The sequence below is a fragment of the Paenibacillus agaridevorans genome, assembly GCF_003112455.1.
Classification (GTDB): Bacteria; Bacillota; Bacilli; order Paenibacillales; family Paenibacillaceae; genus Pristimantibacillus; species Pristimantibacillus agaridevorans.
This window is the reverse complement of the sequence record NZ_BDQX01000178.1, coordinates 17650-32153: the sequence shown is the minus strand read 5'-3', so window position 1 is coordinate 32153 and position 14504 is coordinate 17650. Positions and strand designations below refer to the sequence as shown.

General features: G+C 49.5%; 10 protein-coding genes. 3 read left to right on the top strand and 7 right to left on the bottom strand.

The genetic code is table 11. The annotated features are described in order from the left end of the window. Positions 1 to 2101: phosphoenolpyruvate carboxylase (locus PAT3040_RS17745; protein ID WP_108993781.1), on the bottom strand; the 2101-nt coding region annotated here is incomplete at its 3' end. A gap of 569 nt (positions 2102 to 2670) precedes the next feature. Between PAT3040_RS17745 and PAT3040_RS17740 the strand changes: the two genes are divergently transcribed. Next, positions 2671 to 3462 carry a hypothetical protein gene (locus PAT3040_RS17740; RefSeq protein ID WP_146200452.1) on the top strand — a complete coding sequence of 264 codons (792 nt, stop codon included), beginning with the start codon at positions 2671 to 2673 and terminating at the stop codon, positions 3460 to 3462. 61 nt (positions 3463 to 3523) lie between these two features. Here PAT3040_RS17740 and PAT3040_RS17735 read toward each other — a convergent pair whose 3' ends face one another. The 5 genes from PAT3040_RS17735 to PAT3040_RS17715 all read right to left on the bottom strand — a co-directional run bounded on the left by PAT3040_RS17735 (position 3524) and on the right by PAT3040_RS17715 (position 10633). Then, positions 3524 to 5386 carry a sensor histidine kinase gene (locus PAT3040_RS17735; RefSeq protein WP_108993779.1) on the bottom strand — a complete coding sequence of 621 codons (1863 nt, stop codon included), beginning with the start codon at positions 5384 to 5386 and terminating at the stop codon, positions 3524 to 3526. Further along, positions 5383 to 6411 (bottom strand): response regulator transcription factor, encoded by a 1029-nt coding sequence (locus PAT3040_RS17730; RefSeq protein ID WP_108993778.1) that lies wholly within the window; start codon positions 6409 to 6411, stop codon positions 5383 to 5385. The genes PAT3040_RS17735 and PAT3040_RS17730 overlap by 4 nt, the downstream gene beginning before the upstream one ends. Before the next feature lie 89 nt (positions 6412 to 6500). Continuing rightward, a complete protein-coding gene (locus tag PAT3040_RS17725) occupies positions 6501 to 8615 on the bottom strand; it encodes a TIM-barrel domain-containing protein (RefSeq protein WP_108993777.1) in 2115 nt (704 codons plus the stop codon). Continuing rightward, on the bottom strand, positions 8612 to 9592 hold the full coding sequence (locus PAT3040_RS17720) for a Gfo/Idh/MocA family protein (protein WP_108993776.1): 981 nt from the start codon (positions 9590 to 9592) through the stop codon (positions 8612 to 8614). The genes PAT3040_RS17725 and PAT3040_RS17720 overlap by 4 nt, the downstream gene beginning before the upstream one ends. Positions 9593 to 9604: 12 nt before the next feature. Next, the gene (locus PAT3040_RS17715) at positions 9605 to 10633 is read right to left on the bottom strand and encodes a glycoside hydrolase family protein (protein ID WP_108993775.1); all 1029 of its coding nucleotides are present in this window, start codon (positions 10631 to 10633) and stop codon (positions 9605 to 9607) included. A 231-nt stretch (positions 10634 to 10864) separates the two neighbouring features. On the opposite strand from PAT3040_RS17715, the gene PAT3040_RS17710 reads away from it, so the two are divergent. Next, positions 10865 to 12463 (top strand): extracellular solute-binding protein, encoded by a 1599-nt coding sequence (locus PAT3040_RS17710; protein WP_108993774.1) that lies wholly within the window; start codon positions 10865 to 10867, stop codon positions 12461 to 12463. Positions 12464 to 12542: 79 nt separating this feature from the next. After that, entirely contained in the window at positions 12543 to 13556 is a 1014-nt protein-coding gene (locus PAT3040_RS17705; protein ID WP_108993773.1) for an aldo/keto reductase, read from the top strand. Positions 13557 to 13623: 67 nt separating this feature from the next. Here the strand turns inward: PAT3040_RS17705 and PAT3040_RS17700 are convergent, their stop codons facing one another. Beyond that, a complete protein-coding gene (locus PAT3040_RS17700) occupies positions 13624 to 14493 on the bottom strand; it encodes a carbohydrate ABC transporter permease (protein WP_108993772.1) in 870 nt (289 codons plus the stop codon). Between the last annotated feature and the right edge of the window lie 11 nt (positions 14494 to 14504).

Below are 14504 nucleotides of genomic sequence, written 5' to 3'. Positions count from 1 at the left end.
CGGCTTCCGCCTCTGCTTCCTGTTGCGGATACTTCGCCAGACGCGCCGCCGTAACAAGCGCCCATGTCGCTTGCTCCAGGCTGCGGTAAGCGATGCCCTTCATGAAGTAGCGGGAAGACAGCACCTCGCCTTGCTCCGTTATCTTGATGCCTCCGCCGATCGTATGCGGCGGCTGAGCCAAAATGCTGCGGTTCAGCGGCATGCCTCCGCGGCCAAGCGCGCCTCCGCGGCCGTGGAAAAACTTCAGCTTGACGCCATAAGCTTTGCCCGCGGCTGTAATTTCCTTAAGCGCCACGCGCAGCTCCCAGTTCGCCGTCACGACTCCGCCGTCCTTGTTGCTATCGGAGTAGCCCAGCATGATCTCATGCACGTTGTCTCTTGCTTCGATCGCCTTGCGGTATATCGGAAGCTCGAACAGTTCCTTCATAATAGCTGGGGCAGCATTGAGATCGTCGATCGTCTCGAAGAGCGGGACGGACTGCAGCGTGCAGCGAACCGTGCCGTCGGCTTCCTGACGGAACAGGCCGACTTCCTTCGCGAATACCGCAACCTCCAGAATATCGCTGGCAGCCTCTGTCATACTGATCAAGTAGCTGGAGATGCAGCCTTCGCCAAACTCCTGTTGAGCGCGGTAGATGGTATGGTAGACATCCAGGCATTCTTGCGTCGACTCCGAATAATCCAAATGACCGGAAGTCAGCGGACGAGGATCGTTAAGCAGCTTATGCAGCAGCTCTGTCTTCTCAGCCTCGGAAAGCGATGCGTAGTCCGATACGATATGCATCTTGGACAAAATCTCGGACATCGCGTTCTCATGTTCCTTGCTGTGCTGACGAACGTCCAGCGCCATCAGGTGGAAGCCGAACAGCTCCACTTGGCGCAGAAGCGTAGCCAGATCCGTATCGGCGACGTAATCCGCATAGTGGTTGCGCAAGCTGCGGTCAATAACCAGCAGGTCCTCCCGCAGCTCTTCCGGATGGTTGTAACGCATAGGCGTGCCCTTAAGCGATTCGTCTCGCGTATTCGCAAGCTTCTCCAGCATAAAGCCTAACTTGATGCGGTAAGGCTCCTTCGCGTTGCGCCACAGATCGACGCACTTGAGCTCTACATGTTCGCGGTCGCTGCGGATGGAATCCTTGAGCTCCTCCGACACCTCGACCAGATTCGTGCTGAAGCTGAGCAGATCCATCAGACTATGAATCTTCTCTTCGTACTTGCTGATTGCCAGCTGGCGATGCAGCTGAAGCGTCTCCCAGGTCACCTTGGCTTTGACGGACGGATTGCCGTCGCGGTCGCCGCCGATCCAGGATCCGAAACGGAGATAAGCTGGCACATGCCAATGCTCCTCCGGGTAGTACTTGGTCAGGCAGCGCTCAAGCTCCTCGTATACGCTTGGCAGCACCTCGAACAAGGTTTCGTCGAAGTAATACAGTCCGTTACGCACCTCGTCAATAACGGTAGGCTTGCGGTCGCGCAGCTCGTCGGTCTGCCAAAGGATAAGCACTTCGTTAAGCAGCTTCTCCTTGAGCTTCTCGCGCTCGCGATACGTCAGCGTCGGATTGTCGAGCTGCATCACGTCTTCGGCAATACGCTTGTGGATGTCCAGCACCACTCTGCGAGTCGCTTCCGTAGGGTGAGCTGTCATGACAAGCTCCAGGGAAATGCCGCTCAGAATGTCCTGTACGTCGCCAACCGCAATGTTGCGTTCCTTTAAATCCTGGATAGCGCTCTCGATGGAACCGCGCTGAACCGCTTCGCCAGCGGACACTTCATAATCCCGCTTCCGTCTAATCCGGTGGTTTTGCTCCGCGATGTTAACCAGCTGGAAATAAATCGCGAAGGCCCGGATAACCTGGTGGCGAATCTCCGGACTTAACGAAGAAACCTTCGTTTTGAATTGTTCGAACAGCTCCGGCACGAATTCCGCGCGAAGCGCCTTGCTCTGTTCCCGAATTTGTTCGACGATGTCCAGCAGTTCGCGGCCGCCTTGATGCACTAGCACCTCGCCAAGAATATTGCCCAGGAAGCGCACGTCCCGTCTGAGCAAATTGTTTGTGCTCGTTCGACTAGCCGACGTCGTTGATACAGATTGTTCCGACATACCGTTCCTCCTACAAGTCTGTGCAGCAAACCCACTCCGAAAGCATCAGCCCTGCTACGCGCACATGCCTAATTCTATCGTAAGGTTACTCTCAGTTAATATGGCGTAATCACTCCTACCATCATACTACAAAATACCCTGCCATTGAAGCCCTGAACCACAATCCAATCATGACAAGGAGCCGCTATCCCGCTCTAGGAGCGGATTTTTTTCTGCTTTTCCGCTTTAGTGCGGCTATATTGCGCTATCCCGGGCCATTTCCCGCCGCCAAATTTGGTTTTTGTTTTATGGACTAGAAACAATTACCTTAATTTAAACGTTATACAATTGGCTAGCTTCCGCATAGAGGGTACCCGGAACGGAGGACGCGTATGAAGGCAAATTTCAGGTTTAAGAAAGCTGAATATGTTCTGTTTATGGCATTCTTGTTGGCAGGTTGTACGGCTAACGGAAGCGAGGCAACGACGTTGAGTACGCCGACTCCCGAATCCACGCTCCATACAAACACTACAGACACAGTCGTGGAAAGCGTATCTTCCGAGCCTTCTCGAACGGCTGCGATCACACTTGTGGATAAATTGCTGATCGGCGAATCCGATATTGGCAAGATCTACGCATGGGAGAATAAGTTATTTGCGAAAAACCAAGAAGGAGTCTTGACGGAGATTGGCGGCCTCGATTCGGATAAGTTCAACGCTGTACTCTCGGAGGACGGCGGCCGCATACTCTATAATCGTGTGGAGCATAAGGGAACTTCTGCCCAAACTTCCTGCGAGCTAACGCTGTTAGACTTGGAATCGGGGCAAGAAACTTCTCTTTCCCGTAATGATCAAGCGGAGCCTTGTCACTCCTTTGGCTGGCTGGGCAATCATGTTTATGTGCAATGGAACGAATACCCTGCCGCCTATGCTGGAGGTACCTCCTTTTCCGTTTTCGATGGAAAAACTGGCGAACAGCTCGAATCAGGCCAAATGTACCAATACCTGGAAGATAACCAAACAAGAATCGTATTATTGCACTCGAACATTTCCTTTGAAGAACGCGATGGGTTGGAAGTCAGCATTCGTATTGCCGCTTTGACCAAGGATGGCGCGTTTCATCTATTATGGGAGCAGCCTGTATACGAAGAACAATTTCGAGATATCCAGCTCTCTAAAACACTAGGAGCGATGGCCATCTGGACTCATCATGTGCCCACCAATACCGCACGGCTATGGATGGCCTCCGTGGATCCGGAGCAGTGGAGTTCTGGAGAATGGACAGCGGTAGAGATTATGCCGAGTTCTGAGGCCGGGAGAATTAGCTTTGAAGAAGAAGGATTTGTGGTGCTGAGCGATGGCCGGCGCTTTGAATTGCCTTAGACAATTCTTAAAAGAAAATAACCCGCCCAGGCTCCAAGGCCTGCGGGTTATTTTCTGGTCCTCAATTGGAACGCTCTGCACTCTTGTTGACTGTTTTTACGGACAATGGCATGATCATCAGCATTTTTGTTCCATGATCAAGTTGGCTTTCAATTCGCAGTCCGTATTGATCCCCAAACACCATTTGAATTCTCCTGTGGACGTTCAGAATGCCAATGCCGTTCCTTTTCCCGTTCTCATCCACTTCCTCATCGACGAGTCTGTTCTTGTTCAATTTAGCATTCAATTCTGCAAGCGTCTCTTCCGGCATTCCCGCTCCGTTATCTTCCACGCTGATCCAGAAAGTGTCGTCCTTTTCGCCGCCGGCTATTCGAACATAGTGGTAATTCTCTACCCCGTTCGGAAATGCATGTTGAAATACATTTTCAACTAACGGCTGCAAGGTTAATCGAACCATATGGTACAAGAGATATTGGGAATCCAGGGCAATATCGATTTCGAACGGATGCCCGATACGGTGACGCAATACAACAAGGAAGTACATGACATGCTTTAATTCATTAACGACCGTAATTTCTTCAAGATTCGTCTGAGAAGAATATCGCAGCATATAAGCCAAAGACTGGACAATCTCGGATATTTCTTCAGAATCTTGAATAACGGCATAACATATGATCGTTTCCATAGAGTTATATAAAAAATGAGGATTGATCTGCAGTTGTAGGGATTGGAACTCGGCTTTCTGCCGTTCGATCTGAATTTCCTTATTTTTCAACTGGACTTGATAAACCTCTTCAATCAGCTCCGATAATCGGTTGACCATTATATTATATCTCATCATCAACTCGGTGATCTCGTCTCTCCGAGGAGGAAGAGGAATCATTTCCCAATTCCCCTTTTCCGTTTTTCGCATCCCGTTCTTCAAAATTCGGATGGGGCCCGTAATCGATTTGCTAAATCGGAACGCAAACCATAAAGCGACAACGAGTGTGAAGCCCCCTACTATAATTGTAGTCGTACGAATATTCGAGATCGGTTTCCTTAGTTCGGCTACAGGCTTGGACACTACAAGATGCCAGCCAGAGAAGTCGGATTTCCGAGACATGTACATTCTGTCCGTGCCGTCTTCATTGTCTTCGAAAGAATGAAGATCCGATTCCTTGATCTTCTCCATAAGCGAATCGGAAACAACCGCACCTATCTTTTCGCTCTGCGGATGGTATATCATTTCCCCTTTATCATCTACAATAAAAAAATATCCGTTTTCCCCCAGATCGATCCCTTGCCATAACGCGGATAAATCCGAAGCCCGAAACTCGATTGCAAGAACGCCTTGAGGATCCACTGATTTAAGACCTCGAATCTGTCTGGCAATGGTCAGCATATTTTCTTCTTGAATTCTATTGTTAATTCTCACTTTGTTATACAAACTGTAGTTTAGAATGCTAAGCGTGCCTTTACGAAACGTATTTTCCCGAAAATAAGTTAGTTGATCGTTAACCTCTTCCTTGCTAAATGTTGCCGGACTAAAGTCTCTAAAATAATAAACGGCATTTCCGTTGAAACTGATAATATAGATGGCCGCGATTTCCGGACTGCGGATAAAAACGGGTTCGGCGCTGTAATCCCTAATTTGGTTACGGTAATCATAAAATTCGTATTCACCACGATCTTGCGGCAAATCGATAAATCTTTTGACGTCCATATTCGTTAATAAGGAAACCGTAGCCCGCTCGTACGCCTTCAAGTACAGATCCGTGTGATGAGCCGAATTGTTTACGATTTGAACCATTTGGTCCTTTGCCAGAACATCCAGTTCTTTAGAAGAAATCACATACGAAAACACGCCGACACTCGCCAAAGACAATACGATGACAATAAGGAAATATAAAAGCAATTTCCTGTACAAAGTGCCCCTTTTCATTTGATCCCCAATTGACTGCGATATTCCGAAGGCGAGATGCCGATCATTTTTTTGAATGTCTTGGTAAAGTGCGGATAATCATCGTATCCGACTTCGGTCGCAATATCCACAATACGATAATGAGGAATCGTCAGCAATGTTTTGGCCTTCTCCATTCGTCTTCTGATCCGATATTGCACGAACGTCTCCTTCGTGACTTTTTTGAACATAGCGCTGAAGTAATTGGGCGTTAATCCAACCATGGCCGCCACCTGCTCGAGGGTAATATCCTTGGAAAGCTGACTGTCGATAAAAAGCTTGGCCTCTTCCATAGGATCCTTGAAATTCCCGTTTCTGGCCGCCAGAAGGTCGTCTGACATTTTCGTCAGCGTTTGATCGAATCGATCCAACGCTTCATTAATGTTTTTGGCTTGCTGACGATATTCGCGATCATTGTCCGAACCGGGCTCATAATTTCGTGCGCGCAAACGCTTTTCCAATTCCTCGACGCCGTCTTTCAACAGCTCTTCCAATTGTTCCAGAGTCAGCTTGGCGCCCAGACAGTGTTTTCTCCATTGTTCTTTCAGCATATTCAATTCATCCATCTGCATAAACCAGATCGATTGCTCCATTCGCTCGATCCATTGAACATAAAAGGAGACGGGGATGTACCCTGGCGTCGACAGGTTCAGCAATTTATCCAGCACATCGTGCACATCGTCTTTTGTAACCGGTTTTAACAAATAATTTTTGACGCCGTACTGCATACATTTCCGTGCGTATTCAAAATCATTGTGTCCGGAAATGACCACGATGTGAATATGGGGAAACTCTTGATGCAGGACCCGGCATAGTTCCAATCCGTCCATTTTGGGCATTCGTATGTCCGTGATCACAATCCCAGGCTGAGCGATTTTGATTTTTTGCAGCGCATCCAGCCCGTTCTCCGCTGTAAGTAGTTCGGTGATTGAAGGTGAATACAATTGTGCCATTTTCAATAAGCCTTGGCGAATTACAGGTTCATCATCCACGATTATCAAACGCACGAACCTCTGCACCTCCCGCCTAATGCCTGATTGTTTGCTCCATTAGATCATACCTTCATCGTCTTCCCTTGTTCAATGGAAATGGATTGTCAATTGGGCAGTTTGCTTTGACCTAAACACCATTCGACCTTGGAGTATGAAACCATCGATTTCTCAGAACCAACTAATTCACCGTGAAATTCGCCCTCGGACGTTTTGCGCACGAGTGTCTTCCACCATTGATATTTCTGATCATGTTCGTATTCGAAGGTCTCTCCGTCATCGTCGTACAACAGCCCTGCTCCGTCGGAATTGCCGAAATGAACCATCTGCAAAGGCACTTTCTCGCCATATTTCGGTACATGGGCCGTTGCAGGCATCATTGGAATTACCGAGCCTTCCCGAACAAATACCGGGATACGCTCCAGCTCTGCCCGAACAGCAATTGTACCGCCGCCGTCGTAACGTTCTCCTGTTTCAAGTCCATACCATATGCCAGGCGGCAGCAGGACTTCGCGTTCGGACTCCCCTGCAAATAAAGGAGCTACCAGCAACGCGTCGCCTACCATATACTGGTCATCCCATTCTCTTCCCCCTCTTCGTCCATAAGCTCCGTCGGTCGTATCCGTTACCCGATGATGATCATCGAAGACGGACTTCTCTCTCTCGCCGGAATTCCCCTCGAACGGCATCGCTCGAAATGGCGGAATCCCTTCAAAATGATATTGCGCAAACGCCGTATAAAGATAGGGGAGCAATCTCATGCGAAGTCTGAGGTAATGTCGAATGATGTGCTCGACTTCCGGGAAAGACCAGGGTTTCGTGCCGTCGCCCCAACCATTCAACAGCGCCATTGGAGAGAAACACACCGTTTGCATCCGTCTAACCCAATCTTCGGCATTGTCGGCCTTGCGTACTTCCGGTGTCCACAATAAACCGCTGAATGAGGCATTGCAAAGCGCTCTGACGAATTGCCGGTGATCATACAAGTCGGAATACAAAACATAGGGCATTGAACTTGCTCCTGTGCCGGAGGCGCGTACAAGTCCGTAGGTTCTCAGGTTCTGCTCGCGAAACATGTCATCGGTCATCTTCTGAAACAATAGTCCATATAATTGTCTTATCTGTTCGCCATCATGTCCAGATGGAAAATGGGCATGGGCCGGAAACATCCATGAATGCCTGGTCAACTCGCTTCCATCGCATTCGTCAAGCTTATAACCCGATACGCCAATATCGACATGCCTTTTTTTATGTTGGCGCTTGTACATCTCTTGTGCCTGGGGAAGCGTATAATCCGGGGCAAGTCCTCCCCATACCGTATGCGAGCCGGACAAGGGTTTCAGACCTTCGTAAAGTTCGGAATCAGGCGATAAATAGGGCTGTTCCCATAGATTGACTCGAAAACCTTGCGCGCTTAGTGTTTGAAGCATGGAAGCAGGCTTAGGATAACGCTCCTGGTCCCACTCGTTCGTAACCGGATAACTTCTCGAATGCCATCCCGGCTCCAAGCCGATGACGTCGCAAGGAAAATTTCTGCGCCTGAACGCCAGCGCTTCCTCCAATACTTCCTGTTGATCGAACAGTGTCGGAACCCGATGCCAGAACCCAAGTCCCCACTTTGGCGGCAACGCGCCCCCTCCGCAAAACAAATTATATCTTCGCACCGCATCCGCCAACGTTGGTCCCGCAATCAAATAGGCGTGGACTCCATCGTTCGGAATTCGAATTTCGATACGGGACGAGACCGGAGTCGCTTTCCATTCTCGGTCAATATTGCGGTCGCGAGCCGCCCCTCTGCCCGCGTCCTCCAATCGGACAGCGGATCCGCAATATATCGTTACGATACTGGCCGAGTCGATGAGCACTCCGTAACCTCGGTCGCTTACGAAAAACGGAACCGGGGCATGCGTCTCGCCCGTATCTTGTTTCGGATCGCTGTTGACTCGCAAATATCGCGTCCGCCCCCGCTGATCCATTTTCATAAATTGCAGCCCCATTCCGTAGACCGCCTCTGCATGTTCAAGCGGGAAAGACAAGACGGTGCGGTCGCCTTTCTCCAAACGAATATCTTCCCATTTCAAAGGAAGGCCTGACTTCATTCGCTGCATTGCTTCTAATTTTGGAACTCGGTTCATCCAGGTCAGAGGGGTTAATCCGATTGGGTTGCCGATTGTTGTCTTCCATACGCCTGGAGCCGTTTCCATCCAATCCGCCTGATTCATCGGGAAGCCTCCAATCCAATTTGCGGCAATACAATTTCTACGCTCCGCCCCTGCTTGCTGGATTCGTCGGCATAATGCACCAATGCTTCCGTATGCAAATAATCGCGGCCGCTCGTCTCGAACTCTAGTCCGTCGCCGAGAGCGATCAAGAAGGCATCCAACGTATCCGAAGCCTGCGCATCTGGAAAATCAACGATACGATTGGCGATGCCGTTTCGCATAACGATGATTTCTTTATTTACCAGTTCCAGGGCGCCCTCGGTCCCTTCAATCCGCCAATTACCCGACCATGGCGTCTCCTCTCCCCTGGCTGCGATAGATGCGGCATAGCCGACTCGTATACCGTCTTCCATCTCCATGAACGCATTCGCATTCAACACCGCTCCTTCTTCATTCCAGCCGCCGATCGGGTTGTAGAGCTGCGCCATAATGGACCGTCCCTCCATTCCGCTGAGGTAACGGATCATGTCGAAATGATGGACGCCGATGTCACGCAGCAAGCTGACCGTATAATTGCGCCGAACATGATGATAGCGGTAAAATCGAATATCGATTGTTGAAATCTCCCCAATAACACCTTGCTCAAGCAATTGCTTCATTTTACGAACAAACGGCCAGCGGCGGTAATTTTCAGCAATCATAAAAGGAATATTTTCTCGAAACGCTCGTTCAACAATCGCGGTCGACTCCGCATATTGAAACGAAATGGGTTTCTCGCACAAGACGGGCAATCGATAATCGAAGGCGGCATGATTAACCGCCGTATGAACCGCGGGCGGGGTCACATTGACGAGAAAATCCGCTTGTTCCTTATCGAGAGCTTCCCGAAGGGAGGTATAAAACGGAAAGGCTTCTCCCGCCATTTTGCTCCTCATTCCTTCATCGGATTCCACGACAGCAGCCAGCAGACCCCGTTCTCTGAGCCGTTTGTACCAACTGAATCCGGCATTTCCTAATCCGACTAATATCGCTTTCATGCGTTCTCCTTTCTAAACCTGAATGGGGATGACCATATTCCAGGTGTTCGTTGCATGACGAAACCCTCCCGGACCATCGGCGACAGCCGCAAACAGATGCGTTGGAACGCCGTCCTGAAACAACAGAAACGGCCGCTCGAAGCTTCCCATTTCTTGAATCGTTCCATCATCCCAAGTTACCGTTCTGGAATAAGCCTTGGGGTTGTCGGCCAGTCTCCATGTCTTCCCGTCTTCTGACAACGCTCTTATCCCGCCATGTTTTTCGCCGCATAACGTTCCTTCCATATCCTTTGCGATCATTTCATACCCGCCATCCGTTCTCCATATAAAGGGATCCTCGATATGGAATTGATCCGGGGGAAATACAGGCTCATCCGCAATAACCTTATATGCATTATTATAATGGTCGGCACATGCCAGACCGATTGTCATATTGCCATGAAGATGTCCTTCTTCGTATCGTCTTGCCTTATACATAAGTAATATAGATCCTTTATCTTGCACGCATGGAGCGGGATTTGAAGTTAAAAAGCTGTCAAACTTCCCGGGACGCGTCGGCAAGATCGGGACGTCCTTCCTTTCCCATGGCCCGAATACGCTGGAGGAAACGGCTAGACCGACACGCTTGTTCGCTCTGGCGACAATGCAGCGCGGATCTTCCAGTCCGTACGGTTCTTCGGGCGCAGGATCGGAGAAAGGATGCGTAGTGCCCATATAATATAAGAGATAAGTATGATCCACCCGGATAATATGCGGATTATGAGTGCTTCGGCCGTCCCAGTATTGTGCGCCTCTTGCAGGCAACACAACCTCTTGAAACGTATACGGGCCTTCGGGTGTATCGGATACGGCGCGAACGATTTCCGATTTCACCAGCCATCCGGGATGCATGGGCAGACTCTTGGGCCAGCGGGAAGCAAACATATGAAACCTGCCATCCTCTCCCTTGACGACCGAACCGCACCAAATCCAATAATCCTTCATATAAAACCCGCCCGCCCTGGGCGCGGGAAGCAACCGATCGGATAGTCCCTTTTGCATTTCGTATCTCCCCCCGATTAATATTAACCTTGATCTTACTACGGCTTATCCCCTATAACCATGGGTTTAATTCGAGGCTGCATGTGTTTTTTTACGTTTCCCGGATTCTACCGCGCCATCTTTCGGATTCCGTAAAAAAACACAGCGCACTATTAAATTTCGCCATGTCAAGCACAATAGGATCATAGTACACTTGCTGTGAATCCAATCCATCAGAAAGAAGGGGAGACAATGAAAAAAAGTATGTTCAGCCTTTTGTCCATCGTGTTGCTGGCCGGTACGGTTGTTGCTTGCTCCAACAACAATAACCCGGGTCCCGTCAACACGCCGAGCAGCACGCCGAGCAACGGGGAGAGCCAAACTCCGGACAAGCCCAAAGGACCAACGGAATTCTCTATTTCCTTCGAAACGACCGGAGATGGAACCGGCTACACCAGTCGGGTCGATCTCAAGAACGAGAAGTGGATCGAAGCGCTCGAGGATCTTACCAACACAGAAATTCACGCCGAGATGGTTCACACCACTCAAATGGGGCTTATGTTTGCAGGCGGCAAGATCCCGGATGTAGTAGGAGTGCTTGGAACGCCTTCCAGCGGCTCCATGGCAGGTTCCGTTGAAGCCGGCGTATTCCATCCGCTTACGAACTGGATCAAAGAACATACGCCAACTCTGTATGAAACGATCCCTCAAGCCGCATGGGATGCCGTTTCCGTTGATGGCGAAATTTACGGCGTGCCCTCGTATCTAAGCAATCCTTCCAGACGGGCGACTTATATTCGGATGGATTTGTTAGAGAAAACCGGCAAGGAAGTGCCAAAAACCGTTGAAGAGTTTATCGACGTTATGAGAGCGTTCAAAGATATTGGCGTCAAACATCCTTATGCCATGAGGGAAAACTTCAAATATGCGGATGTCATCTTCGGGGCCTATGACGTACTGCCTTACAGAGACCAATTTATGGTAATGGACGATGAGGTCGTTCCGAAGTTTTTCCAGGCTGACGCGATGATGGAAGCGCTCACCATACACAAACAGTTGCTGGACGAAGGATTAATTCCGAAAGATTTCGCTTCCATTACAGTAGGCGATTTCTTCTCGAATATTGAGGGCGGGAACGCAGGCATGTGGTCGCAAAATGCAGTAGGTCTTCCTAGCTTGGCCACTACGATCAGCGCAGCCGTCCCGGATGCCAAAATAGAAATGATCCCTTCCCCGACAGGTCCTGATGGAGAAGGAGGATATTTGTTCTACTCGCCGGTTCTCTCTTCTTATTACATTAATAAGGATGTCGAGGAAGCAAGAGCGATTGAAATTCTGAAGTTCATGGAATGGCAATTGTCTGAAGAAGCACAAATCTTCTTCGAATTCGGTATTGAAGGCGACACTTATACGATTGGCGCTGACGGCAAAATCAATTATAAAGCCCCTGAAACCGATCAGGAAAAAGAAGAGGAAGGCTGGCGCAGCGGCCAAATCAATATGATAAAAGACGCCACATTGAGCCGACTGAGAACGGAGCTTGACGAGAAGTACGGAGCAATCGTCATCAACGGCTTTGATAATATCCTCGCAAACGAAGGCAGAGGCGGCATCGGGTTCTATCCTGAATTATCATCGTCGGCGAAATTTCCGGAGCTTGGATTTCCTTCGCAGGACGTGGGACCTTCCTTCATTATCGATAATATGGTCCGCATGATTTATGGTCAAAGACCAATCGCAGAATGGCCGAAGGTTCTCGAGGAATACAGGGAAAGAGGCGGCAACGAAATTATCGCCGAAGCTACGGAACGTTTTAACAATAAAGACGGGGTCATCGAGCTGTATAGATAGTCTGTCCGTATTATTCCCGGAGTCCCGCTCGAACGAGCGGGACTCCGTCTATGTTTTTTATTTTAAGGAGGGTTCTATTATGGTTTATACGCCAAGCGAGGCCAGGTATGAAAAGATGGAGTACGCCCGTAGCGGAGCAAGCGGGCTTAGGCTGCCGAAATTGTCTCTCGGATTATGGCATAATTTCGGAGGCGTGGATACGCTCGAAAATAGCCGCGCGCTTGCCCGCAGAGCTTTCGATCTGGGTATTACGCATTTTGATCTTGCCAACAATTACGGACCTCCGCCAGGAAGCGCGGAAGAGACTTTCGGGCAATTAATGCGCAGCGATTTCATGCCTTACCGCGACGAATTAATTATTGCCACCAAGGCGGGCTATCGCATGTGGGAGGGGCCTTATGGCGAGCGCGGCTCACGTAAGAGCATGCTGGCCAGCCTGGATCAGAGCCTGAAGCGCCTGGGACTCGATTATGTAGATATCTTCTATTCGCATCGTTACGACGCGGATACTCCGCTGGAGGAAACCATGGCGGCACTCGATCAAGCCGTTCGGCAAGGGAAAGCGCTATATGTCGGAATCTCCAATTATAATGCGGACAAGACGAAAGAAGCGCTGAATATCCTCCGTCGCCTCGGCACGCCTTGTCTCATTCACCAGGCCCATTATTCGATGTTTGAGAGAAGGCTGGAACATGGTCTGCAACAGGTGCTCGAGGAGGGAGGAGTCGGTTCAATCGCTTACAGTCCGCTGGCAAGAGGATTGCTGACCGACCGTTATTTGCACAATATCCCGGCCGATTCGCGCGCGGCAAGCGGCAGCGTGTTTCTAAAACCGGATGATATAACGGAAGAGAAAATCAATAAATCGAGATCTCTGTACTCATTGGCCCGGCAACGCGGGCAAAGTCTTGCACAGATGGCGCTGGCATGGACGCTGCGGCATGGACGCGTCACTTCGGCATTAATCGGGGCAAGCAAGCCGGAGCAAATCGAAGACAATGTCGCCGCTCTTGGACATTCCGAATTTACGCAAGAAGAGCTTGACATCATTGATCAAATTCTTGGGAATACATCGAATATTAACGGAGTGTGAAAGCAAGCAAATGGCGGTGCAGTTGAATTCTGCACCGCCATTTGCTTGAACTTAATCTTCTTGCGACCTAAGATTTAACAGACCCTAGCAGCATGCCCTTAACAAAATACTTCTGCAAAAAGGGGTAAACCAAAATAATGGGGATGGTGCCAACGACTATAACAGCCATCTTTACGCCTTCTGGAGATATGGTTTGAAGCATCATATAGTTGGTCGGGTCTTCGAATTGGTTCTGAAACACAACTTCTCTCAGGCGCACCTGCAATGGAATAAGATTGCGGTCGCGAATAAAATAGATGGCCTCCGCATATCGATTCCAGTGCGCTACCGAATACATAATCGCCAAGGTTGCCAAGGCGGGCTTCGACAAAGGAAGAACGATTTTCCACAGTATTCCTAGTTCGCCACAACCGTCTATTCTGGAAGAGTCGATCAGCTCACTCGGCAAACTCATGAAGAAGGAGCGCATAATAAATAAGTGGAAGGCGCCGATTGACATGGGCAGCATCAATGCCCACAGGCTGTCGAGCAACCCTAATTCTCTAATAACCAAGAAATTAGGAATTAACGGCGCACTGAATATCATCGTGCACAGCACCATAATCAATACCGGTTTTCTGAACAAATATTCCTGCCTGGACAAGGGGTAAGCCAACGTAGCCGTTGCCGCCAGATTGATGAGCGTTCCAACAACAGTGATGATAACGCTGTTTAGGAACGACCTCCAAATCAAGCTGTCTCCTACTATCACTTTATAGTTCGACAACGTAGCATCAACGGGCCATAGCGACACGGCTCCCGTATTAATCGCTGCGCTGCTGCTGAACGATTGGGCTATGATATTGATAAGGGGAAGCACCATGCTCAGTCCTAATAAGGAAAGAAATATAGAATTCATATAGTTAAATATTCGCTGGCCCTTCGTCATTTTTCTCATACGATTCGCTT